At 40.4% G+C, this 22,939-nt stretch carries 22 protein-coding genes; 10 read left to right on the top strand and 12 right to left on the bottom strand.

Going from position 1 to position 22,939, the window contains the following annotated elements:
* Nucleotides 1-45: 45 nt before the first annotated feature.
* Complete coding sequence (locus MED217_RS13945; protein ID WP_009781181.1) at nt 46-1,332, bottom strand: DUF2851 family protein; 1,287 nt, start codon at nt 1,330-1,332, stop codon at nt 46-48.
* Nucleotides 1,333-1,419: 87 nt separating this feature from the next.
* On the opposite strand from MED217_RS13945, the gene MED217_RS13950 reads away from it, so the two are divergent.
* A complete protein-coding gene (locus MED217_RS13950) occupies nt 1,420-1,950 on the top strand; it encodes a hypothetical protein (protein ID WP_009781182.1) in 531 nt (176 codons plus the stop codon).
* Between the two features lie 18 nt (nt 1,951-1,968).
* Here the strand turns inward: MED217_RS13950 and MED217_RS13955 are convergent, their stop codons facing one another.
* From MED217_RS13955 to MED217_RS13965, 3 genes are all read right to left on the bottom strand, one after another.
* Nucleotides 1,969-2,949, bottom strand: coding sequence for a PLP-dependent cysteine synthase family protein (locus MED217_RS13955; RefSeq protein WP_009781183.1), 981 nt, complete (start codon nt 2,947-2,949; stop codon nt 1,969-1,971).
* A 139-nt stretch (nt 2,950-3,088) separates the two neighbouring features.
* On the bottom strand, nt 3,089-3,745 hold the full coding sequence (locus MED217_RS13960) for a DUF2306 domain-containing protein (protein ID WP_009781184.1): 657 nt from the start codon (nt 3,743-3,745) through the stop codon (nt 3,089-3,091).
* 103 nt (nt 3,746-3,848) lie between these two features.
* A complete protein-coding gene (locus MED217_RS13965; RefSeq protein WP_040532880.1) occupies nt 3,849-5,078 on the bottom strand; it encodes an ABC transporter permease in 1,230 nt (409 codons plus the stop codon).
* Nucleotides 5,079-5,085: 7 nt separating this feature from the next.
* Here MED217_RS13965 and MED217_RS13970 point away from each other — a divergent pair, with 7 nt between their 5' ends.
* The 4 genes from MED217_RS13970 to MED217_RS13985 all read left to right on the top strand — a co-directional run bounded on the left by MED217_RS13970 (nt 5,086) and on the right by MED217_RS13985 (nt 10,255).
* The gene (locus tag MED217_RS13970; protein WP_040532882.1) at nt 5,086-6,360 is read left to right on the top strand and encodes an exo-beta-N-acetylmuramidase NamZ family protein; all 1,275 of its coding nucleotides are present in this window, start codon (nt 5,086-5,088) and stop codon (nt 6,358-6,360) included.
* A gap of 445 nt (nt 6,361-6,805) precedes the next feature.
* The gene (locus MED217_RS13975) at nt 6,806-7,183 is read left to right on the top strand and encodes a carboxypeptidase-like regulatory domain-containing protein (protein ID WP_009781187.1); all 378 of its coding nucleotides are present in this window, start codon (nt 6,806-6,808) and stop codon (nt 7,181-7,183) included.
* A gap of 99 nt (nt 7,184-7,282) precedes the next feature.
* The gene (locus tag MED217_RS13980) at nt 7,283-8,566 is read left to right on the top strand and encodes a serine hydrolase domain-containing protein (protein ID WP_040532885.1); all 1,284 of its coding nucleotides are present in this window, start codon (nt 7,283-7,285) and stop codon (nt 8,564-8,566) included.
* Nucleotides 8,567-8,704: 138 nt separating this feature from the next.
* Nucleotides 8,705-10,255, top strand: coding sequence for a M20/M25/M40 family metallo-hydrolase (locus MED217_RS13985; protein WP_040532887.1), 1,551 nt, complete (start codon nt 8,705-8,707; stop codon nt 10,253-10,255).
* Between the two features lie 82 nt (nt 10,256-10,337).
* Here the strand turns inward: MED217_RS13985 and MED217_RS13990 are convergent, their stop codons facing one another.
* Together MED217_RS13990 and MED217_RS13995 are read right to left on the bottom strand one after the other, a co-directional pair.
* Nucleotides 10,338-11,324 carry a DUF1028 domain-containing protein gene (locus MED217_RS13990; protein ID WP_009781190.1) on the bottom strand — a complete coding sequence of 329 codons (987 nt, stop codon included), beginning with the start codon at nt 11,322-11,324 and terminating at the stop codon, nt 10,338-10,340.
* Nucleotides 11,325-11,329: 5 nt separating this feature from the next.
* Nucleotides 11,330-11,827 (bottom strand): YkgJ family cysteine cluster protein, encoded by a 498-nt coding sequence (locus tag MED217_RS13995; protein ID WP_009781191.1) that lies wholly within the window; start codon nt 11,825-11,827, stop codon nt 11,330-11,332.
* 35 nt (nt 11,828-11,862) lie between these two features.
* On the opposite strand from MED217_RS13995, the gene MED217_RS14000 reads away from it, so the two are divergent.
* Both MED217_RS14000 and MED217_RS14005 read left to right on the top strand, forming a co-directional pair.
* Entirely contained in the window at nt 11,863-12,594 is a 732-nt protein-coding gene (locus MED217_RS14000; RefSeq protein WP_009781192.1) for a class I SAM-dependent methyltransferase, read from the top strand.
* 94 nt (nt 12,595-12,688) lie between these two features.
* A complete protein-coding gene (locus MED217_RS14005; RefSeq protein ID WP_009781193.1) occupies nt 12,689-13,486 on the top strand; it encodes a zinc metalloprotease in 798 nt (265 codons plus the stop codon).
* 94 nt (nt 13,487-13,580) lie between these two features.
* Here MED217_RS14005 and MED217_RS14010 read toward each other — a convergent pair whose 3' ends face one another.
* Nucleotides 13,581-14,465, bottom strand: a complete 885-nt coding sequence (locus MED217_RS14010; RefSeq protein WP_009781194.1) for a hypothetical protein — start codon at nt 14,463-14,465, stop codon at nt 13,581-13,583.
* 224 nt (nt 14,466-14,689) lie between these two features.
* Here MED217_RS14010 and MED217_RS19045 point away from each other — a divergent pair, with 224 nt between their 5' ends.
* Nucleotides 14,690-14,854: a hypothetical protein gene (locus tag MED217_RS19045; protein ID WP_009781195.1), complete on the top strand. Its 165-nt coding sequence runs from the start codon at nt 14,690-14,692 to the stop codon at nt 14,852-14,854.
* A gap of 3 nt (nt 14,855-14,857) precedes the next feature.
* Here the strand turns inward: MED217_RS19045 and MED217_RS14015 are convergent, their stop codons facing one another.
* The 4 genes from MED217_RS14015 to MED217_RS14030 form a co-directional block, all read right to left on the bottom strand.
* Nucleotides 14,858-15,550 carry an HAD family hydrolase gene (locus MED217_RS14015; RefSeq protein ID WP_009781196.1) on the bottom strand — a complete coding sequence of 231 codons (693 nt, stop codon included), beginning with the start codon at nt 15,548-15,550 and terminating at the stop codon, nt 14,858-14,860.
* Between the two features lie 244 nt (nt 15,551-15,794).
* Nucleotides 15,795-17,486: an energy-dependent translational throttle protein EttA gene (gene ettA / locus MED217_RS14020; protein ID WP_009781197.1), complete on the bottom strand. Its 1,692-nt coding sequence runs from the start codon at nt 17,484-17,486 to the stop codon at nt 15,795-15,797.
* A gap of 62 nt (nt 17,487-17,548) precedes the next feature.
* Nucleotides 17,549-18,019 carry a DinB family protein gene (locus MED217_RS14025; protein ID WP_009781198.1) on the bottom strand — a complete coding sequence of 157 codons (471 nt, stop codon included), beginning with the start codon at nt 18,017-18,019 and terminating at the stop codon, nt 17,549-17,551.
* Nucleotides 18,019-18,195: a CAL67264 family membrane protein gene (locus MED217_RS14030; protein WP_088124396.1), complete on the bottom strand. Its 177-nt coding sequence runs from the start codon at nt 18,193-18,195 to the stop codon at nt 18,019-18,021. The genes MED217_RS14025 and MED217_RS14030 overlap by 1 nt, the downstream gene beginning before the upstream one ends.
* Nucleotides 18,196-18,444: 249 nt before the next feature.
* On the opposite strand from MED217_RS14030, the gene MED217_RS14035 reads away from it, so the two are divergent.
* Nucleotides 18,445-20,073: an acyl-CoA carboxylase subunit beta gene (locus MED217_RS14035; RefSeq protein WP_009781200.1), complete on the top strand. Its 1,629-nt coding sequence runs from the start codon at nt 18,445-18,447 to the stop codon at nt 20,071-20,073.
* A gap of 310 nt (nt 20,074-20,383) precedes the next feature.
* Nucleotides 20,384-21,559 carry an MFS transporter gene (locus tag MED217_RS14040; protein ID WP_009781201.1) on the top strand — a complete coding sequence of 392 codons (1,176 nt, stop codon included), beginning with the start codon at nt 20,384-20,386 and terminating at the stop codon, nt 21,557-21,559.
* Here the strand turns inward: MED217_RS14040 and MED217_RS14045 are convergent.
* Complete coding sequence (locus MED217_RS14045; RefSeq protein ID WP_009781202.1) at nt 21,556-22,875, bottom strand: M24 family metallopeptidase; 1,320 nt, start codon at nt 22,873-22,875, stop codon at nt 21,556-21,558. The two genes, MED217_RS14040 and MED217_RS14045, sit on opposite strands and share 4 nt — an antisense overlap.
* Nucleotides 22,876-22,939 lie beyond the last annotated feature (64 nt).

Here is a 22,939-nt window from a genome sequence, read left to right on the forward strand (position 1 = left end):
TCAAGTGCAAAATACAACTACTCTTCAAAAATAAAAGTATAGTTGCTAAGCATTAGCAATTAAATAATTGCCTAACTCACACTGCAAACATCTATTTAAATCACAATATTTCGTTTTTAAATGGAGTAACGCCTGACTGTGCAGGGCATCTTTTTTAAACTTCAGTATTTCTTCAAAATTTTTAATCACCCTATTGTTCTCTAACGGAATGCTCGCCAACAGCATCAATAATTGCTCCTGATTATCCAAACCTCGGGCGCGAGCATAAGCAAATTGCACCGGGATGATCGTATTTATAATAAGTACATCTATAAAGGCTTTGGATAAATATTTAGACCGAGGCGTATGTGATTTGTCAAACGTAAAATGGGTCTTCCAATAAGTTGAGGTTTCTACTTTAAATATATTCTGAATCTCATCTCGTGTTTTTGCGTTCATAAGGCTAGAAAAGAGCGTATCATTTTTGGTGTACAACATCGCCAATTGAGATAACCTGATCGTAGGAAAATTAGGTGGTCGCAATTTAAAGAATTGAACCTGATGATCAATAGCGCTTGGAAGGTCAAACTTTTTTTGATTATAGTCAAAATCGGCTTTCCACTGCACAAGTTCTTGACTATCTAAACGCGCTTTAAGCAAACCGGCAAGACCTAGCAAAATAGGCTCAAGCTGTTCTTGACGCGCGAGTTTACGCACTGTTTTAAAAGGTATTTTCTGAGCAAGCTCTTCAAAAGCATCAGCATTGATGACAGTACCAAAATTGCGCATCAATGTTTGAAACAGCACAGCTTCCCAATCGCCTTGGGTCGCTGTCAATTTTTGCTGCACTTGAGTCACTTTGTACTCCAGGCGCTCAAAATAAACACGCTCTAGCCAATGTTCCAAACGATCAGTCGGAACCTCAGCGATAGAAGTCTCACAATTGATAAAGCCCGACTTTTGTATTTCGACCAGATTGCGATAGTTATGAAGCAATGTAGTAGGTATTTTATTTTTTAACACCAATGTAGGTATTGGCAAATTGGCCTTATCATACACCGCACAGTCATCTTCCCAAACGACGTGCAAAATCACATTATCGTAGGCCGCATCGGTCTCGTGTCGATGCATATACCAATCGGAGCTTTTACTATGAATCTCTACGTTGCCCGCCCAAAGCTGATCATCTATGCGTACCTGAGCATTAAAAAAATCGGGGCCTGCCAATTGGTTATACCTTCCCGGATTAAGAATTTGAATCTTTTTCTTTTCATCAGATAGCAGAATTTGGCCCGAAGTAGCTCCTTCAAACTTTCTAAACTGCCATATATAATGTAAAAAGGACTCCTTCATTAGCTTAAAGTTAAAGCAATTTTAGCATAACCTTAATAGCCTCAACACTTAAGCCTGACTAATTTTATAAAAAACTAAAAAACAACTATGAAAAATTCAATTTTAACCTTAGGCCTAGCGGCATCTGTATTAGTTGCCTCTTGCGGAGACCGAAAAACAGAAGATAACGGCGAGATCGAACTTGAAGCACAAAACCAACAAGTAACTCCTGAAGATATGTTTCAAACCTCTGGGGAAGATGGAGAAACTTCGCCTGAAGATTTAGCAGAAATCAATAGCGCAAAAAAAGTCATCAACGACTATTTTGATGCCATCGAGCGAGGAACTTTTAACGAAGCTTACGAGAGCTTGGCAAAAACCAACAGCGACCGTACAACCCCTTCTGAATTTGCCGAAAAATATGCCGATGTTGAATCTGCTACGGTAAGCTATACCACCAATCCTGAAGTTGTAAAAGGAGCCAACGGAACCGACGTGAAGCTACCGTTTAGATATACCATTTTAACCAAAGACGGCAACTCGATGACCTACAATGGCTCTGCAATGATCGTTAAAAGTAGTGAAGAAGATGCTGATTATATGATTCAAGGAATGACGATGAATCGTGAAGAAAGCTAAAATAACTCTCATTTAAAGTTATTCTAAAAATCCTTTTTCGCGCATCCACACGTCATTATATATTTTATTGATATAGCGACTTCCGTGATCGTGAAAAAGGATTACTACTATATCGCCTTTTTTAAAATGCTGCTTCAACTGCAACAATCCTTTTATTGCAGCTCCCGCTGAATTCCCTAGGAAGAAGCCTTCCTCTTTTGCCAATCTTCTGGTATAAATCGCAGCATCTTTATCGGTTACTTTGGTAAAGCCGTCGATTACTTCAAAGTCTACATTTTCTGGTAGAATATCCTCCCCTATCCCTTCGGTAATGTATGGGTAGATTTCATTTTCATCAAAAACGCCGGTCTCGTGATACTTTTTAAAAACCGAGCCGTAGGTGTCAACACCCCAAATTTTAATATTGGGATTTTTTGATTTCAAATAATTCCCCACACCCGAAATGGTTCCACCGGTTCCTACACCACAAATAAAATGAGTCACTTTTCCATCGGTTTGTTCCCAGATCTCGGGTCCGGTAGATTCAAAATGCGCTTTGGTATTGCTAGGATTATCATATTGATTAACATACCAAGAATTGGGCGTCTCTTCAGCTAAGCGCTTTGAAGTACTGTAATAAGATTGCGGATCATCTGGCGCAACATCTGTGGGACAAACCACAACTTCACAACCTACTGCTTTAAGCACATCAATCTTTTCTTTACTCTGCTTATCTGAAATTACACAAATCATTTTGTAGCCTTTAACAATTGCTGCAAGCGCCAATCCCATTCCTGTGTTTCCCGAAGTTCCTTCGATTATGGTCCCACCCGGCTTGATCAGACCTTCAGCTTCAGCATCCTCAACCATTTTTAACGCCATCCGATCTTTAGTAGAATTTCCGGGATTGAAGGTTTCATACTTAGCGAGTACCAGGCAAGGTAATTCCGCAGTGAGCTTGTTCATTTTTACAAGCGGCGTGTTCCCAATTGTTCCTAATATATTTTCAGCGTAATGCATAAGGTTCGATTTTTGAAGCCTACCAGTTTGAAGAATTTGCTACTGAAAACCAAAACCGATAAACTATTTCTAAAAATTATAGATAAAAACCGACCCTCACTGAAGGTTTAACAACAATTTGATGTTTTCAACCTTAGATTTAAGAATTTACTTTTTTACGCTTTTTAAATCCGCCACGTATTTTTATGATATAATAAATGATGAACGCATTACCTATAATCGAAGGAAGAATCCAAACCATTAGGCCCTGCACTTTCATACCTCCAACCAGAAACGCCGTTACCGATGCAATGTAAGCGCCTGTGATTTTACCAATGTGCTGCGCCAACCAGCCTGTTTTTGATTTTCTGGGATTACGCCAAAACCTAAAGTCTTGAAAACACAATACAAGGCTGATTATTCCGAAGAAAATAAAAAGAATCTTGTTTCCAAAAACATTTAAAACTCCGGAAAGAATCATCATTAAAGACAAGATAGTCATCGTGATTGTGATCGCCCAGTCTGCTTTTGTTACTTGTGCCGTTTTAAGTTTAAAACGTAACACACGTTTTCCCACAAGAACCATATAAATGGTAAAAAGCCCGATCAAAAATAAAAACGGACTGTAATGCCCGGGCATACTGGCGATAGGTAAAGAAAGTCCTGAGCTCACCAACATACCTATAACAAACCACTTCCCTGATTTTTTGTGAATTTTACTTCCCTTTTTGGTTACTAGACTTAAGGTTCCCGAAATCAAACCTATTCCTCCAAAAAAAGCGTGAATATAAATTGCGATGCGTATTGCTGTTTCCATAATTGAAGTTTTAATTACACCTCAAAGATGCAGGCTTACAGCAAGTTGCTCAATTAGATCTTACTCAATTGTCATAAAAACGTTCTCAATTGTAAAGGAAGCACTAATCAAACTTTATCGTCTTCACCGGAGAAATACGCGTGATTACATAAGATGGAATCAAAAGCATAAGCGCGCACAATAGAAAAGTACCCAGATTGAGTAATACGATATAATACCAATCGATATAAACCGGGGCTTCACTTACATAATAGGTTTCTGGATTTAAGGTAATGAGTCCAAAATACTTTTGTATCAATAATAAGCCGATGCCTATGATGTTCCCCCAGAACAATCCAACGCCCACAAGATACAGCGCGTTGTACATAAAGATCTTTCTTATACTCCAATTATTTGCTCCCAATGCTTTTAAGATCCCTACCATTGGAGTGCGCTCAAGAATAAGTACGAGTAGTGCAACGATCATATTGATCCCGGCTACAATGATCATCACCACAATGATGAGCGCAATATTAAAGTCGAAAAGCGATAACCACTCAAAAATAGAATAGTATTTCTGTGTGATCGTCATGGTATTTAAAAACGAGTCTGTATGCTCATAAATGGCAGTACCAATCTCATCAAGACGATCAAAGTCGTCTACAAAAACTTCAAAACCGCCTACCTGATCCTCTTCCCATTTGTTCAATTTTTGAATATGCCTGATATCAGCAAATAGAAAACTCTCATCAAATTCTTGAAATCCGCTATCGTAAATCCCTACAATATCAAATCTTCGGTTTAGAAAGCCTCCATCTTCCTTCAAGAAAAATACAATGACCTTATCTCCGTTTTTAAATCCTAAGCGATTAGCTTGATAGCTGCTTACGAGTATTTCAGTATTTAAATTTTGGGTGTAATCGGGAACACGACCTTCGATTAGAAAATCTTCCATATAATCCCAGCGATAGTCTGCTCCTACTCCTTTTACAATAATGCCTTCAAAATCTGTCGCGGTGCGTATAACTCCGGCTTTGGTTGCGGTCGTCTGCACGTGAGTAACTTCGGGTACCGATTCAAAATCAGGATAGAAAGGTTGATTTTTAGGAATAGGATTTAAGGTGATGTCGCTATTATTTCCATCAAATTGCGAAATAATGATATCCCCATTGAAAGCTGAAACTTTCTCTTTGATCTTTTGCTGAAGCCCAACACCCGTCGCAATGGTGATCATCATCATAACCATTCCCAAAACAATGGCGATAATTGCAATTTTAATTATAGGAGTCGAAGCAGTACTTTTATACTTCTTTGCGCCAATTATGCGTTTAGCTGTAAAATATTCAAAATTCAATCGTCCTATGGCGTTTCGTTTATTCAAAAGTACCTTTTTTTTAGTTTGTGTAATTAGTATTTCCTGCGGAAACGCTTCCGAAACCAAAAATCAAACTGAAGCTGAGCAACCCATAAATTTTAATCCGACTGATAGTAGCACCGCTAAACTGAAGGAAGCTTTAGTCTTGGGTGCAAATCAAACCGAAGCTTACTTACCTATATTAAAAGACAAAAAAGTAGCGGTAGTAGGAAACCCAAGTTCGCTTATTCTAAAAGCTCAAACTACTTCTGCAGAAAAAAAGTATACGCACTTAGTAGATTCTTTAATAGCACACAACATCACTATTGTAAAAGTATTTTCTCCTGAACACGGCTTTAGAGGAACCGCCGATGCTGGTGAAGCTGTCAAAGATGGTAAAGATCCTAAAACCGGCTTACCGGTAATTTCTTTATACGGAAGCAATAAAAAACCTAAACCAGAACAGCTGGTAGGTATTGATATTTTAGTTTTTGACATTCAGGATGTGGGCGTTCGGTTTTACACGTATATCGCTACGTTACACTACGTGATGCAGGCTGCCGCGGAAGCTTCGATACCTATTCTTGTTTTAGACCGTCCTAATCCTAACGGAAGTTATGTAGACGGCCCCGTTATGGAAGCTGAACACACCAGCTTTTTAGGAATGCACGCCGGTGTACCGCTCGTTCACGGGATGACCATTGGTGAATATGCACAAATGATGGCTGAAGAAAATTGGTTAGAAACAAACAACACACCGCAACTCACGGTGATTCCTATGAAAAATTACACCCACGATATGCATTACTCCCTACCGGTGCGCCCTTCTCCTAATTTACCTAATGACCAGGCCGTCATGCTTTATCCAAGTTTAGGTTTGTGTGAAGGAACCACGCTTAACGCAGGTCGTGGTACAGAAATGCAGTTTCAAATTATAGGCGCTCCATATCTTCCGGCAGAAAAGTATACGCTGAATTATACTCCGCAACCTAATTTTGGTTCTAAAAACCCCAAGTTCAAAGGACAAACTTGTAACGGATTAGACTTGAGAAACCAAGCCCCTTTACAAAAAGTAGATCTGCGATTTATTGTGGACGCGTATCGCAATTATGAGAAGAAAGAAGAATTCTTCAATACTAAAAATTTTACGGCACACGCAGGGACTGCACAACTGCAAAAGCAAATCGAATCAGGATTATCTCTAGATGAGATAGAACAAAGCTGGCAAATTGATTTGGAACAGTTCAAAAAACTACGCAGCAAGTATTTGTTATATAAATAGATCTTAAGCACTGTTTCAAACCGCAGAATTTCCAATTGAACAATTCCACAACAAATTCAATATCAAAAATCTAGCAGTAAACCACCTCAGAGCAAACCCATGAGGCATTGTCTGGAAACGAATGTTCGATATCGTGGCAAGCCTCGGAGTATTTGACCCTTTGGCGGTGCCAATAAAAATGCTAGATTAATCGAGCTTACGCTGAACTTAGCGCCTTTAAAACAGCATTTTTACGTTAATTAACGCAATTAAATACGGCGTTAACGTTTTAAAACGTTTAAATTATTTAATTTCCCAACCTGTTATAACGATGTAGTAAATCACTATATCGTTTGATATCCGAAATACTTCGGGGTAGCCCTAAGGTATTCGTTAGAAACAGGTTTTCAATTTCGCGGCAAGCTCGGCTATTAAAGCCTTTGGTCTTGCCAATAAAATTTAAACTATGAAGTCTATTATAATTTTAATTTGTGCGTTTTTCTTCAGCATCCCATTTTACGGCCAGCGCCTTTATGGCTCCATCACCGATGCTAAAACACAAGAACCAATTGAAGGCGTGAACGTTTTTATAAAATCAATTAAAAAAGGGGTTACTTCAAAGAGTGACGGTATTTTTTATTTTGAACAAGCACACGGACTAGAAAAGAAAGACACGATCCTCTTTAATATGGTTGGGTATCATACGCTGAAACTGACCTTAGAACAATATCAATCTCAAGATAACGAAGTGCGATTGATTGAAGAGCAATTTGTCAATAGCAAACCTATTAAGGGTACAAATCGTGTGATCACACTTGGTGAAGCCAAGAGCAATATTAAATGATTACGCAAACGATATATTATTTTTAGAATCTAAACTTGTCTAAATTTATACCTCGGGATTTTCCCGGGGTATTTTTTTTCAACTAATTCAATCTACGCAATGAAACCTATTTTAAATCTGTGTACCATCTACTGTTGCTTGTTCCTTTTTCAAATTTCCGGCTATGCGCAACAAGAAAGCTTGCTCCCTAAGATGCGACCGGAAGCCGCGGGAATGAGCAGTTCACGACTTGCTTATCTTGATACGATGGCGCTTGAGGCTCTCGCTCAAAAGCAAGTACCGGGAATGGTCGCTCTGGTTGCCCGTAATGGTAAAATTGTATACCACAAAGCATTTGGAGCCGCAAATGCAGCAGGTGAACCCCTTGATCTGAACTCCATTTTTAGAATCGCATCACAAACCAAAGCAATTACCTCAACTGCAGTGATGATGCTTTGGGAGCGTGGGAAATTTCAACTTGACGATCCTATTTCAAAATACATTCCTGAGTTTAAAGATGCTCAGGTCTTAGATTCCCTATTACCTGACGGAAGCTATACAACCAAGCCGGCAGCACGTCCCATAACGATTAGACATTTGCTTACGCACACCTCAGGAATTGGCTATGGTGCTATCGATGGCGACCCCAGATTTAAGAAGATCTATAAAAAAGCCGGCATCACCGACCTTTTTACTACTGAAAAAATCACGATTGAAGAAAGTGTCAAGAAACTTGCAAAACTGCCATTGCATCACAATCCCGGTGAGAATTTCACGTATAGCGAAGGGCTCGACGTATTGGGGTATTTTATTGAGATCATTTCCGGCAAGCCGCTTGACGAGTTTTTTAGAACTGAAATCTTTGAACCTTTAAAAATGAACAACACGTTCTTTTATCTCCCAAAAGAAAAACGAGACCTTCTGGTTTCTGTTCAAACGAAGAAGGAAGGTGATTGGATTGATTTCCCAACCACCTTTTACGATCCTGATTATCCAAAAAAAGGAAAAATGACTTTCTTCTCCGGTGGCGCCGGACTTTCAAGCACTCCGGTAGATTATGCGCAATTTCTTCAAACGTACCTCAATAAAGGTATACTCAATGGAAACAGAATTTTAAGCCGTACAACCGTCGATTTTATTCTAAAAAATCAAATTGGAGATATTTGGAAAGGTAATGGTTCACATCACGGCCTTGCGTTTAGTGTAGTTGATGACCTAGGTGCTGCCAAAGGCGGTAATGGAAGTGCAGGCACTTTTGAGTGGGGCGGTTATTTCAACACGCAATATTTTGCTGATCCTGAAGAACAACTCATCGGTATTATAATGAAGCAAACACAGCAAGTAGGTGGAGATGAAACCTCTTGGAAGTTAAGAAATATTGTTTTTGCGGCGATTGCTGATTAATTCTGAATTTTTCTCGATTAAATCTATTTTTCGATAAAAGTAAAAAGCGAGAATGATTAATCGCTCTTTTTATTCAGCAGAACCAATCGAAGTTTTAATTTTAAGGTCTAACACTTAAAAGCACTTAAATTTATTTTAATGAAAAAAACGTTTTACTTATGTATGCTTGGCGCCAGTCTGAGCACCGGCCTTTTTGCGCAAACGCAAGAAGAAACGGTTGACGCGATCGTTAAAGAAGCAACCGAAAATTCACAACTTAAACTACTTGCTCACCAACTTCTGGATGTTGTGGGACCACGACTTGTAGGAACTCCAGAAATGAAACAAGCGCACGATTGGGCTGTTGACACCTATACCGATTGGGGTATCGAAGCTGAAAATCAGCAGTGGGGCGTTTGGAAAGGTTGGGATCGTGGCATCACCCATATCGATTTGGTTAGTCCGCGCAGTGTAAGTCTTGAAGGTATGCAGTTGGCTTGGTCTCCTGCAACCAAATCAAAAGGTGTAGAGGCTGAAGTTGTAGTGCTTCCGGAAGCTAAAGATTCGGTTAGCTTTAAAAATATGCTTTCTCAGGTAGAAGGAAAATTTGTTTTGGTTTCTATGCCACAACCTACCGGTAGACCTGACGACAATTGGGAAGAATGGGCGACTCCTGAGTCTTTTGAGAAAATGAAAAAAGACCGTGATGCGCTTAATGACGCTTGGAATGCGCGCATCAAAGCTACAGGATATTCTTCAAGAGAACTTCCTAAAATATTAGAAGAAGCAGGAGCTGTTGGTGTGATTACCAGCAACTGGTCACGCGGTTTTGGTGTAAACAAAGTATTTTCTGCCTATACCGAAGAAATCCCGATGGTGGATATCGCTTTAGAAGATTATGGTCTGCTTTACCGTCTTGCAGATTACGGCGACAAGCCTGTGATCAAAGTGGTTGCAGAATCTGAAGAATTGGGTGAAATGCCAACATTCAACACCATCGCTCAAATAAAAGGAAGTGAAAAGCCTGATGAGTATGTGATTCTTTCAGCCCATTTTGACTCTTGGGATGGTGGCCAGGGAGCAACAGACAACGGTACAGGAACTTTGGTAATGATGGAAGCTATGCGCATCTTAAAGCAAGTTTATCCTAATCCAAAACGCACCATTCTCGTAGGACATTGGGGAAGTGAAGAGCAAGGGCTTAACGGGTCTCGTTCTTTTGTAAAAGATCATCCGGAAATCGTAGCGGGTGTTCAAGCGGTATTTAATCAGGATAATGGTACAGGTCGCGTGGCTAATATTTCAGGAAACGGATTCTTAAATGCTTACGATTATTTAGGCAGTTGGTTAAGCGCTGTTCCTGATGAAGTAGCACGTATTGAAACCCATTTCCCGGGAACTCCTGGTCGTGGTGGTTCTGACTACGCTTCTTTTGTAGCGGCTGGTGCTCCTGCATTCAACCTAAGTTCGTTAAGCTGGAATTACTGGAACTACACCTGGCACACCAACCGTGATACTTATGATAAGATCGTTTGGGACGATGTGCAAAACAATGCGATCCTGACTGCGGTTTTAGCGTACATGGCAAGTGAAGACGACGAAAAAACTTCTCGTGAGCAAATCGTTCTTCCTATAAACAGAAGATCTGGTGAGCAAATGACTTGGCCAACACCTCGTGATGGAAACCGTCGCGGTGGACTAGACGACTAAAGTCGATTAAATATAAAAATAGAAATGCCTGAGTAACGTACTCAGGCATTTTTTTATGCTTTCTAAAAAACTTCAAGTTGAATTATAAATTCTGAATTTGCTCAACTTCTGATGCGCTCACGGTAAGCAATCCCGGTTTTACTAAGCGTCCTATCATTTCGCGCCAATTTTCATCCTGTTCAAAAATCGCCTTAAAAATAGGTTTTGCTTCCTCAAGTTGACCGTCATTGGCCATCGCTACCGCCTTCCAAAATTTCATTTCCAAATTATCGGGAAACATTGTTTCGGCGGTACCATATTGTTTTAACGCTTCGGGCATATCACCTGCTTCTACAGCCAGATCGCCGCGGTTCATATATTCGTATGCTCGGGCAACCTTCAGTAACCGATCTAATTCTTCAATGGGATTTTGGTGATCATCTACACGCAAATTGATCTTATATTCTTCCCACGGATTCTCAACCAATTCTGGTCCTACAACGATCAGTGCAGCAGATTGCTTTCCGCGGATATCACCACCTGCAGCTTGGGCCGCTTTTAAAACCTCAACCATACGCTCTGCTAACGGAAGTTTACTATGCTTCTCAAAAGCCGCAGCCATCGCAGGAACAGTTTGATCGGTCAACATCATATTAGCCTGCACCGAAAAATTATCTCCGGTAATCTGACTGGCATAAACTACACATTTTTCACCCGTGTAGGCTGAAGCATTTCCGTTGACATCTAAAAAAGCGACTTGCCGATAGGCTTTCCCTTCATCTTCGGCGATAAGCTGTGCAAGTGCAGCTTCCGCAGACATTCCTTCCTGCATCAAGGCTAAACCTTTAGGACCGTAAGAAGGATTCACGAAAGATTGTGTAGCAACCACTCCTACTCCACTCTTTCCCCAACTTACCAAAGAACCCACGCTAAACCAATGGCTTTGTACCGCAACAGCCATTTCTCCGGTCTCAGCGTCGCGAGCAACAATAGAAAACGTGTGTGCAAACGCACTTTTATCGGCGTCAATTTGTTGGCTAAAACCTGTTGCTGTAAAAGCTAGAATTAAAATACTTATAATGCTTTTCATACGTCTTATTTCAGTTTAATGCGTTCTTTCATTTGCTCAACGATATTATACGCCGCCGGGCAAATCGCAACATTTTTTAAGGTTAGATTGGTGATCTGCTGAAATTTCTTTCGGTCTGTATGCGGGAATTCGGCACAGGCTTTGGGGCGCACATCGTAGATCATACAGTAATTATCTGCTCCCAGAAAGGTACACGGCACTTCCTGTAATACATAATCGTTATCTTCATCAACGCGCAAATAGGTCTCAATAAACTGCGCATCTTTCATTCTAAAATGCTTGGCGATCCTGCTCACATCACGATCGGTAAATAACGGTCCTGTTGTTTTACAGCAATTTGCGCACGTAAGACAGTCGGTGCGCTCAAACTCCTCCTCGTGCAACTCCTGCATCTGATAATCCAGATCTTTGGGCGGTTTGCGCTTCAGCTTTTTAAAATAGGCAGCAGTCTCTTTATGCTTATCTTTGGCCAGATTGGGCAACTGCTCAATAAATTCATCCATACCGCAAAAATAAGCATTTAAAGCCCCTATAGTTTATGGCCAAAAAAGATTCTAAAAACCCCGATATATTTGGTCAAGCTTTACTTGATTTTCACAACGACAAGTATTCTGAAGATATTACAGTGATCTCGTCACTTACCGAAGATGATGAGATTCCTGTTCCTTATCTCTTCCGCAGTTATGAAGAAATGCCTGAAGTGGAACAAAAAGCGCTTCAACTGGCTCAAGGAAAAACCTTAGACATTGGTGCCTGCGCCGGAAGCCACACTTTATACCTTCAAAATAAAGGTATTGAGGTTACTGCTTTAGATATTTCTGAAGGAGCTATTGAGGTTTGTAAAAGTCGCGGAGTTAAGAGCACACAAATCACAGACATCTTAGATTATAGAGAAAGTGGCTACGATACGCTTTTATTAATAATGAATGGCACCGGTATTTTTCAAACGCTTAAAAAGACTGAAAGCTATCTCACCCATTTGCGTTCTTTACTCAAAACCGACGGTCAAATTCTGGTTGACTCTTCAGACATCGCTTTTATGTATGAGGAAGAAGATGGGAGTTACTGGCGTGACGCAAGTCGTGATTATTATGGGGAGGTCACCTTTCAAATCAACTATAAAAACCAGACCTCAGCAGCTTTTGACTGGTTGTATCTAGATTTTAAAACTTTAAAAAAAGAAGCAGAAAAAGCAGGTTTTACTTGCGAAAAAATTTGTGACGGGCCACATTATGATTTTTTAGCACGCTTGATAAAAACTGAATCCTAAAAATTAGCGTAAATATTAAAAACATCACAAAGCTTTTACAACAAGAGCTCAAGCTAAAACGTTTAGTTATTTTAGCGAAACCTAAATTAATACAATGATTTTACAGAAAATTACCCCCTATTTTACGCTACTATTTGCCTTTTTAATACTATCCTGCTCTAGTGATACTAATAATTCTGAGACCACACCTCCAGATCCAACGGCAGCAAATAGACAATCCTTGGGAGCATCTGCCAGAGCTTTTTTGAGTGCAGAAGAGTTCACCTCGATGAATGTAGAGATCGCCTATGTAGACGGCTTTAGACCTTCTGAAAATACGCTGAATAATCTTAGAAGTTTTTTTACTGCCCGCCTTAACAAACCCGGCGGTGTACGTTTTACTGAAACGGTAGTTCCTGCAACTACAGTAGGTGCTCTCAATCGAGATGAATATGTTGAGATAGAAAATGACAATCGCACTGTTTTTAATGAAGGAAGCGAGTTAGGCGTCTGGGTCTTTTTTGCAGATCAGAATTCTGAAAGTGACGAAGGCAACAGTAGAATTCTTGGTACAGCCTATCGCAATACCTCGTGTATCATTTTTGGAGAAACGCTTAGAGAATTTAGCCGCGGCATAACGGGACCAAGTTTAACCCAGTTAGAAACCATCACAACCGAACACGAGTTTGGTCACTTATTTGGTTTAGTAAATCTGGGTACAGAAATGGTGCGTGATCACGAAGATGAAACCGCAGATGACGACGGTGGCGCAACACCAAATAAACACTGCGATCAGGAAAACTGCCTGATGTATTTTCAAACCGTCGCAGATGCTACCAGTACAGATATGAGCGGGTTACCGACTTTTGGTGAATTCTGTTTAGAAGATTTACGCGCTAACGGTGGAAAATAAAGCGCCTTGGAGTATAAAACCCTTTGACGGTGTTAATAAAAAAAGCTTCGGATGTTCTCCGAAGCTTTTCTTTTTATCCTTTTTCTATTGCTACCTAGTCAAGAACCAGACTTGTTGAAGCGATCATTTTACCACCATCAAAAATGTTGATTTTGTATAAACCTTCAGCAAACTTGTCACCTCTTGGCGCAACATTTTCACAGATATCTAAAGCCGTTTTCTCATAATAAAACTTAGAGATCGCACTATACGTGATCGAGGTCACACTATCGATCGTCACCGTCTTGTTTTCTCCCAAGATGTTATTCTGCGGATCTAAAACTTGCACGTAAAGCTGCTTATCTCCGGCTTCTGCGATTCGGTTTTGAGGTACTGTATAACACGCTCTAATGCGATCAACACGGCGCGCGTTATCATTCTCTACCAGTTTACCACTGTTTCTCACGATCACTCCGGTTCCCACAAGTTTGTTAGCAGCAAGACTAGAACCCAGTGCAACTTTTTCTGCAAGCTCTTCTTTAACCATCGCCAGACTATCGCGTTTCATCTTAGAAACTTCAAGTTCGTAAGTCGTACTATCCACGCGCATAGCGAGCATTTTGTTCATTCCCTTTAAGCTGTCGTTTTGGGCAAAAAGATACTCACGCTCCTTTTTAAGTTTATACACCTCATCACGATAACGACGCAAAACAGAAATATTAGCTTCCATCTTTTGCACCGAATCTATAAGAACTTGTATGCGGTCTCTCGCTTGGTTCAGTTCGGTATCCTTTAAATTGTTTTCTTCGATCACCGCGTCATATTTGGTAACCATTTGCTTTAGATCATTAAGCACAAGCTCCTTTTCTTCGGTCAACTCGGCCTTTGTATTCTTTTCTTGATTGTACAACTTTATAGCAAAAGCCCCTGCTACCACAAGAAGTACTGCAAGAATACCGGTAATGATCTTAATGCCGGTGTTTTTATTTTCACTTTCCATAAATAAGTATTGATTAGATTCTGTTTTATTTTTAAACGTTAAAGCTGCTTCAAAAGTGTATAAAAGTGATAAAACAGCCTTTATAATTTACTGTTTTTTAACGAAAAAAACTTTTAAAATGCACTTTAAAAATCGCAATCAAACATACAAAAAAGTCAAACACAGCTGCTTTAATTTTTTATTAATAGCCTACTAAACAAATTGCAGAACTGTATCTTTGAAGTATGAAGGCAGAACATAAACGCGCAGCGATTCTCTTTGGTGTATTGGCTGTTATCGCTATAAGCATTTGGTTTTTTCAACCCAGTTTTGGCAAAGGTTTACTTTTAGGATTGGGCATCGCCGCAGTGATATATACCCTGCGCAGCTTCTTACCACGCAGACAATAAGACCTAAAGAATATCTAAAAGTTCACGAGCACTTTTAAGCGCCTTGAATTTTGAGTGATTGATCTCCTCATCTACCTGTTCGTGTGACCACGTGGTATGAAATGGAATATGAAAAGCGTGACCGCCCATTGCAAGTACCGGGATAACATCTGATTTTAGCGAGTTACCGATCATCAAGAATTCCTGAGGCTGAATATCTAAATGTTTTACCAGTTTCTTGTATTGTGTTTCTTTTTTATCTGAAACGATCTCCACGTGATGAAAATAATCGATCAAGCCGCTTTTGATCAATTTACGCTCTTGATCAAGCAGGTCACCTTTAGTCGCTACTACCAGCTTATATTTTTTTGAAAGTTGGCCTAGAACTTCTTCAATATGCGGAAGTAACTCAACAGGTTCAGCGAGCATTTGCTTGCCTTTATTCAATATAAAATCTATGGTTTCAGCATTCATCTTTTTGCCCATCAACCGATGTGCAGTCTCTAACATCGACAAGGTAAATCCCTTGATCCCGTAACCGTAGGTGTCTAAGTTTTTTATTTCGGTATCCAGAAGTTTTTGAACGATCTCGTCTTGGTCACCATACGCAGCAAGATGCTTTGCAAACGCAACTTCTGCATCTCTAAAAAATGTCTCATTCACCCAGAGCGTATCATCTGCATCAAATGCGATGGCTTTTATATTTTCAAAACTCAAAATTATCTGTGTTTATTAGTTTCTCTAAAAGTACTAAAAGTAAACTTCCTCGAAACAAGCCCGGGACTTGTTTCTGTTTGGCGGTGCCAAAAAAAACCTCACAGGTTTTAGCTGTGAGGTTTTCTTATTAAACTACCTCAGGGCAACCCCTTGAGGCATTGCTTGAAAACGAATTTTCAATTTCGAGGCAAGCCTCGGAGTATAAAACCCTTTGGCGGCGCCAATAAATTGTTTTTTACAGTAATTAGCGCACCAACTTTTTATACTTGATACGTTTTGGCATAAGATCTCCGCCTAAACGTTTTTTCTTATTCTCTTCATAATCAGAGAAACCACCTTCAAAGAAATAGACTTGACTATCCCCTTCAAAAGCTAAAATATGTGTACAAATTCTATCTAAGAACCAACGGTCGTGAGAGATTACCACCGCACAGCCTGCAAAGTTCTCAAGTCCTTCTTCAAGAGCTCTTAAAGTATTTACATCAAGGTCGTTTGTAGGCTCATCGAGTAGCAATACGTTACCCTCTTCTTTAAGGGTCATTGCCAGATGTAAGCGGTTACGCTCCCCTCCAGACAACATACTTACTTTTTTATTTTGCTCGCTTCCGCTGAAGTTGAATCGACTTAAATAGGCTCTACTGTTAACTTGGCGACCGCCCATCATGATTAGCTCCTGTTTATCACTAAAGTTTTCCCAAATGGTTTTCTCAGGATCAATATTACTGTGCGACTGGTCTACGTATGCGATTTTTGCTGTTTCTCCTACAGTAAATTCGCCTTTATCCGGCTCGATCTCTCCCATTATCATTTTGAAGATCGTGGTTTTACCGGCACCGTTAGGACCAATAACACCAACGATTCCTGCCTGCGGAAGTACAAAATTCAAATCTTCATAAAGCAGTTTTTCGCCGAAGGCTTTACTTACGCCTTTTGCATCGATCACATTAGTACCTAAACGCGGGCCGTTGGGAATGTAGATTTCTAATTTCTCATCGGTTTGTTTTTGATCTTGAGAAAGCAGCTTGTCATAATTACTCAAACGTGCTTTTTGCTTGGCTTGACGTCCTTTTGGTGCCATACGCACCCACTCTAACTCACGCTCTAAGGTTTTTTGACGTTTGCTGGCTTGCTTTTGTTCTTGTGCCATGCGCTTAGACTTCTGGTCTAACCAAGAAGAATAATTTCCTTTCCAAGGAATTCCTTCTCCACGATCTAGCTCAAGAATCCATCCTGCTACATTATCTAAGAAATAACGGTCGTGCGTTACGGCAATAACCGTCCCTTTATATTGTGCCAAGTGATGTTCTAACCAGTGAACACTCTCTGCATCTAAGTGGTTGGTAGGCTCATCAAGCAGCAATACATCAGGTTCTTGTAATAACAAACGACATAAAGCAACACGACGGCGCTCTCCACCAGAAAGCACACCAATCTTTTGATCTGCAGGTGGTGTACGCAACGCATCCATCGCTACTTCAAGTTTATTGTCTAACTCCCACGCGCCTCTTGCATCAATCTCATCTTGAAGTACAGCCTGACGGTTCATCAGCTTTTCCATTTTATCTGGATCACTGTACACCTCTTCTAATCCAAACTGATCATTGATCTTATTATATTCATCAAGAATTGCAACCGTATCTGCAGCTCCTTCTTTTACTACCTCAAGAACCGTTTTGTCATCGTCTAACTGTGGTTCTTGCTCTAAATAGCCTACAGAGAATTCTTTATCTGAAGTTACATCTCCTTGATAGTTCTTGTCAATCCCGGCAATGATCTTCAGCAAAGTAGATTTACCCGAACCGTTAAGCCCCAAAATTCCGATTTTGGCTCCGTAGAAAAAACTCAGGTAGATATTTTTAAGTACCGGAGTATTGGCACCGGGAAAGGTTTTACTCACCCCGGTCATTGAAAATATTATTTTTTTATCGTCACTCATGTTCCGTTTGTTTTATTTTTTTGAATCTAAATTTTATCCTTCAACTTACAAGAATTCTTGGCTTAAAGCAAACCCAACAACCTAAGAATAATGGCTAACTGCCCTGCATGATATGCGTTGTGCTCGATGACGAGCATCAATTCGCGTAGCACCGTTTGCTCTTTACCGTGCTTAACCACATCTAGTAAATGGGTATCTACAGTTTCGACAAACACAGCCAGTTGTTTTTGATCGTCTTTAAATTGATTTTTAAGCGCTTCCCAAGACTCCTTTGAAACTGCACTACTGGCATCAGGCCAATAATCGCGTGGCCAAGCCGGTAGTTTATAATCTTCAGCTGTGCAATAGCTCAAAATATCTTTCTGGGCATACACCATATGATAGAAAATCTCATAAAAGGAATACGGCAACCCCACCGGGCGCTTACCCGATTTTTTAAATGAGATTTTCTCAAGAAGCTCACTTACGGGCATAAATGCCTCGCCGCCCTTAAGGTGTTTTAGAAGTTGTTCTTTGAGCGCTTGGTCTGCCATTAAACTCTTCCTTTTAATGCATTAAAAACCCAGGCGATTGCAAAGAAACCTATACCTACTGAAGCAAATCCCCAACCGGCAACTTCAGAATATTTAAAGGCTCCTAATGCTATAAGTCCTAAGCCTACAACGATCATTATAAACGTTGCCCAACCTAGTACTGTATTCTTATTCATCATAATAATTTGTTTGTAGCTCTGACAGGCATCAGAAGCTAAAATTTACCCAACTCGTTTTCAAGCTTAACAGCATTTCAAGCGTCCTTGGGTTTTGGTTTAAAAAGCAAATATCGCGTTTTTCACATAAGTATAACGATTTCATGAGGGAGTGATTTCGTATTTTCGTTAACATTCAATTTTACAATACGTGAGTGTTTCCGGTTTAATTCTTAAAGCCTCTGGGAATGCTCTTTATATAATTTATAGATGGATTTAAAATTCAATAAAAACGAAGATCACAATAAGCTTCTTGTTTCCGATTTAAAGCATCGCTTGGCCAAAGTAAAGCTGGGCGGTGGCGAAAAACGCATCGCTAAGCATCACGAAAAAGGAAAACTCACCGCTAGAGAGCGCATTGATTTTCTACTGGATGACGCCGAAAAAGCTATTGAAATCGCTGCCTTTGCCGGTGAAGGAATGTATGAAGAGCACGGTGGCTGCCCTAGTGGCGGAGTTGTGGTTAAAATAGGACACATAAGTGGAAAGCAATGTATTGTCGTTGCAAATGATGCTACTGTAAAAGCCGGAGCATGGTTTCCTATTACAGGAAAAAAGAACCTGCGCGCGCAAGAACTAAGCATAGAAAATAAATTACCCATCATCTATCTCGTTGACAGTGCCGGGGTCTACTTGCCAATGCAAGATGAGATCTTCCCTGACAAAGAGCATTTTGGTCGCATTTTTAGAAATAATGCGGTGATGAGCAGTATGGGCATTACTCAAATAAGTGCCGTGATGGGTAGCTGTGTTGCGGGAGGTGCTTACCTGCCCATTATGAGCGATGAGGCGATGATCGTAGATAAGACCGGGAGTATTTTTCTCGCCGGAAGTTATCTCGTGAAAGCCGCCATTGGTGAAACGGTTGACAATGAAACTTTAGGCGGAGCAACTACGCATTGCGAGATTAGTGGAGTAACCGACTATAAAGCTTCTGACGACCGGGATGCACTTACACGCATTAAAAATATAATGGGTAAAATAGGTGATTTTGAAAAAGCCGGATATAATCGAATCGAAGCCGCAAAACCCAAAGAAGATCCGCAAGATATCTACGGAATCCTGCCTGCCAAGCGTAGCGACCAATACGATATGACCGAAATTATAAAACGTCTGGTTGATAATTCGGAATATGAAGAGTATAAAGAAGGTTATGGTCAAACCTTGATCACAGCATATGCGCGCATTGACGGCTGGGCAGTAGGTATTGTTGCCAACCAGCGCAAGATCGTAAAAACTAAAAAGGGCGAGATGCAGTTTGGTGGTGTGATCTATAGCGATAGCGCAGATAAAGCCACTCGTTTTATTGCCAATTGTAATCAGAAAAAAATACCCTTGGTTTTTCTACAAGATGTTACCGGCTTTATGGTGGGAAGCAAAAGTGAACACGGAGGCATCATAAAAGACGGGGCCAAAATGGTAAATGCCGTGAGCAATAGTGTAGTGCCTAAATTCACCATTGTAGTTGGAAACTCTTATGGAGCCGGAAATTATGCGATGTGTGGTAAAGCTTATGATCCTCGATTGATCGCTGCCTGGCCTTCGGCTGAATTAGCGGTAATGAGCGGTAACAGCGCTGCCAAAGTCTTACTCCAAATTGAAACGGCTTCGCTTAAAAAACAAGGCAAAGAGATCACGCCCGAAGTTGAAAAAGAACTTTATGACAAAATCAAAGCTCGTTATGACGAGCAGGTTTCACCATATTATGCCGCTTCTCGTATTTGGACCGATGCGATCATCGACCCGCTAGATACGAGAAAGTGGATCTCTACGGGTATTGAAGCAGCAAACCATGCACCTATTGAGAAAAAATTCAATCTTGGTGTGATTCAGGTTTAATGTATTCCTTCTTGGTAAAGCTCAAGCCTTTTAATCTTGATTGTCAAGTAAACTACCTCAGGGCGGGCTCAAGAGGCATTGCTTGGAAACGAATTTTCAATTTCGAGACAAGCCTCGGAGCATTAAACCCTTTGGCGGCGCCAATAAAACAGGTTTACTATAGATAACACCTATAGTAAACCTGTTTTATTTTTACAGTTATACTCGACTAAATCGGTTAAGTCTAAACAGTATTAGCCCAAATAACTATCCTATATTTGCAAAATTGTGACCTGTTGAAATATTTGTCAGGTAAAAAAATACATTTTTTATGTTTAAAAAGAGTCTGATTGCTCTTGCAATAGGTGGTTTTGGTATTGGTATGACCGAGTTTGTGATGATGGGAATCTTGCCGGATGTGGCCAAAGATCTGAATGTAACTATTCCTCAAGCGGGACACTTTATCTCTGCCTATGCCTTAGGTGTTGTTATTGGCGCTCCAATCCTTGTGGCAATTGCCGGTAATTATTCGCCAAAAAAGATTCTTTTATCCTTGATGATCGGGTTTACAGTCTTCAACTCGCTATCGGTTTTTGCTTCGAGTTACGGTTTAATGCTTATTTCTAGATTGCTTTCCGGCTTACCTCATGGTGCGTTTTTTGGCGTAGGTGCTGTAGTTGCAAGCAGACTTGTTGCCAAAGAAAAAGCGGCCAGTGCCGTAGCTATGATGTTTAGTGGTCTAACGGTGGCTAATATTATTGGTATTCCTTTAGGCACCTATGTAGGTCATAATATTTCGTGGCGCTACACCTTTATGATCGTAGTTTTCATAGGCTTACTCACCGTAATTGCCATTCGCTTTTGGCTTCCGAAGATTGAAAAATCAGAACCTATTCCTATTAAACAGGCTTTAAAGATTTTTAAACGTACCGAACTCTGGCTAATTCTGGCCATTACAGCCATCGGAACCGGAGGCTTTTTTGCGTGGTACAGCTATATTACTCCTTTGCTTACCGAAGTTAGTGGTTTTGATAACGATATGGTCATTTTCATTCTTATGCTTGCCGGACTAGGAATGACCTGCGGAAATATTTTAGGAGGAAAACTTGCCGATAGTTTTTCACCTATAAAAGCTACTGCGATCTTGTTAAGCGCGATGACGCTTTGTCTAATCACAATCTCTTTAATTGCTCCTATTCAATGGGCAATGTTACTAATGGTATTTGTCACAGGGGCTTTTGCTTTTTCAACAGCGCCTTCCATTCAAATGTTAATGATCAAATCGGCCAAAGAATCAGAAATGCTCGCTTCTTCGGTAAATCAAGCGGCTTTTAATATCGCCAATGCTGTAGGCGCCTTTTTAGGGGGCCTACCTATCGCAGCGGGATATGGTTACACTTCGCCAGAACTTGTAGGAGCCTGTCTCGCTTTTGGAGGGATTTTATTATCGATTAGCGTTATGGCCTTACGTAAGAAAAGAGCAAAGCAAGCGGCTGCTCAAGCCTAGTCAATAAGGATCAGTTCTTCCTGACGTTTATTGATGTACTTGAAACCCTTTGGTCCCCAAAAACCATCCTCTTCAAGCATAATGCGAATATCTTTCCCCCATTGCGGGATGTTTACGGTCGTGTTTAATTCTATCGCATAAGCGGTATGCTCATAAAGTGGATAGTCGCCCGGACCGGGAACGCCTTCTTGTGCATCCCACATTCCAATTGTAGGTCCCGCAGAATGCCCGTACAACCCAAGTGGATGTGTATATATTGACGGCTGCAAACCAGCTGATTTAGCTTCAGCAAGGGATTTTAATAAAATCTCATTACCGGTTTTTCCGGTAGCAAAGTTTGAAGTAAAAATATCCTGAACTTGATTTCCTTTTTTGAAGGCTTCCTCTAGAAAATCTGGTGCTTTCGTTTCTCCTTCTTTTAAAACATAAGCGTGCTCCTGGCAATCTGTATTCAGTCGTAAATAAGAAATACCAAAATCACAATGCAGCAAATCGCCGGGCTGAATAACCTGTCCTTCGCTATGATTTGTAAAAGCTGTGATATGACTTTCAAGCGGTTCATTAGAACGCTGAATATCTACTGTAGGGTGAAACCACGTATCCAGTCCCATCTCGGTAACCTTTTGTCTAAAAAACCAAACCACATCTTCGGTCGTAGTTTTACCAGGTGTTATGACTTTTGAACTGAAGGCTTCCTGTATAATATCATGCGTAATGCCCACCAACTCTTCAAAAAGTTGCATCTCAAGTGCGCTGCGTGTTTCAATCCAACCTACCGCAAGAGCTTCAGCTGAAACTACCTTGTTTTTATAAGTTTCAGGAAGGGCTTTCATAAACAACTCATAATCTGTTTTGGAAATTCCGTCTGCAATTCCGTAGTTATCAGAATAATTCAATGCAATTTTCTCCGGATCGCGCTCCTCTATGAGTTGCATCAAGGCTTCCCATTGATCAGGTTGTTTTTCTTTATCCCAAGCCGAAGTGATATTCTCACCTATATTGTAGCGGGCCACCGCTAGTTTTTCTAATTTGAATCGATCTTCATCCCAGTAAAACACAAGCATGGTACGTCTTCTTGCATTGAGCCAAGTCGCCGGTAACATGGTACGCACAACAGGATCTTCATTATACTCCCGCGTGATAAGCACCCACATATCAATGCCGGTACGCGACATCACATCGGGCAAAACACGTTTAAAACGCTCTTCAAGTATTTTATCTACCAAAGCCGCACGATCGCGTTCGGGTAAAATTTGAGCGTAAGTAGTAAAAGAAAGAAAGATGGAGAAAACAGTTAGGTAAAGAAATCTATGCATTAGGAGAATTTAAAAGTCGTACCTAAATTACATATTAGGCTCCAATAAAAAAAGGTGCTTAAAG

The sequence above is a fragment of the Leeuwenhoekiella blandensis MED217 genome (assembly GCF_000152985.1).
In the GTDB taxonomy this organism is placed as follows: domain Bacteria; phylum Bacteroidota; class Bacteroidia; order Flavobacteriales; family Flavobacteriaceae; genus Leeuwenhoekiella; species Leeuwenhoekiella blandensis.

Bases quoted from the DNA above. Each gene is read 5' to 3' on its own strand.
- MED217_RS13945 (WP_009781181.1), bottom strand. From the start codon at position 1,332: ATGAAGGAGTCCTTTTTACATTATATATGGCAGTTTAGAAAGTTTGAA.
- MED217_RS13950 (WP_009781182.1), top strand. From the start codon at position 1,420: ATGAAAAATTCAATTTTAACCTTAGGCCTAGCGGCATCTGTATTAGTT.
- MED217_RS13955 (WP_009781183.1), bottom strand. From the start codon at position 2,949: ATGCATTACGCTGAAAATATATTAGGAACAATTGGGAACACGCCGCTT.
- MED217_RS13960 (WP_009781184.1), bottom strand. From the start codon at position 3,745: ATGGAAACAGCAATACGCATCGCAATTTATATTCACGCTTTTTTTGGA.
- MED217_RS13970 (WP_040532882.1), top strand. From the start codon at position 5,086: ATGGCGTTTCGTTTATTCAAAAGTACCTTTTTTTTAGTTTGTGTAATT.
- MED217_RS13975 (WP_009781187.1), top strand. From the start codon at position 6,806: ATGAAGTCTATTATAATTTTAATTTGTGCGTTTTTCTTCAGCATCCCA.
- MED217_RS13980 (WP_040532885.1), top strand. From the start codon at position 7,283: ATGAAACCTATTTTAAATCTGTGTACCATCTACTGTTGCTTGTTCCTT.
- MED217_RS13985 (WP_040532887.1), top strand. From the start codon at position 8,705: ATGAAAAAAACGTTTTACTTATGTATGCTTGGCGCCAGTCTGAGCACC.
- MED217_RS13990 (WP_009781190.1), bottom strand. From the start codon at position 11,324: ATGAAAAGCATTATAAGTATTTTAATTCTAGCTTTTACAGCAACAGGT.
- MED217_RS13995 (WP_009781191.1), bottom strand. From the start codon at position 11,827: ATGGATGAATTTATTGAGCAGTTGCCCAATCTGGCCAAAGATAAGCAT.
- MED217_RS14000 (WP_009781192.1), top strand. From the start codon at position 11,863: ATGGCCAAAAAAGATTCTAAAAACCCCGATATATTTGGTCAAGCTTTA.
- MED217_RS14005 (WP_009781193.1), top strand. From the start codon at position 12,689: ATGATTTTACAGAAAATTACCCCCTATTTTACGCTACTATTTGCCTTT.
- MED217_RS14010 (WP_009781194.1), bottom strand. From the start codon at position 14,465: ATGGAAAGTGAAAATAAAAACACCGGCATTAAGATCATTACCGGTATT.
- MED217_RS19045 (WP_009781195.1), top strand. From the start codon at position 14,690: ATGAAGGCAGAACATAAACGCGCAGCGATTCTCTTTGGTGTATTGGCT.
- ettA (WP_009781197.1), bottom strand. From the start codon at position 17,486: ATGAGTGACGATAAAAAAATAATATTTTCAATGACCGGGGTGAGTAAA.
- MED217_RS14025 (WP_009781198.1), bottom strand. From the start codon at position 18,019: ATGGCAGACCAAGCGCTCAAAGAACAACTTCTAAAACACCTTAAGGGC.
- MED217_RS14030 (WP_088124396.1), bottom strand. From the start codon at position 18,195: ATGAATAAGAATACAGTACTAGGTTGGGCAACGTTTATAATGATCGTT.
- MED217_RS14035 (WP_009781200.1), top strand. From the start codon at position 18,445: ATGGATTTAAAATTCAATAAAAACGAAGATCACAATAAGCTTCTTGTT.
- MED217_RS14040 (WP_009781201.1), top strand. From the start codon at position 20,384: ATGTTTAAAAAGAGTCTGATTGCTCTTGCAATAGGTGGTTTTGGTATT.
- MED217_RS14045 (WP_009781202.1), bottom strand. From the start codon at position 22,875: ATGCATAGATTTCTTTACCTAACTGTTTTCTCCATCTTTCTTTCTTTT.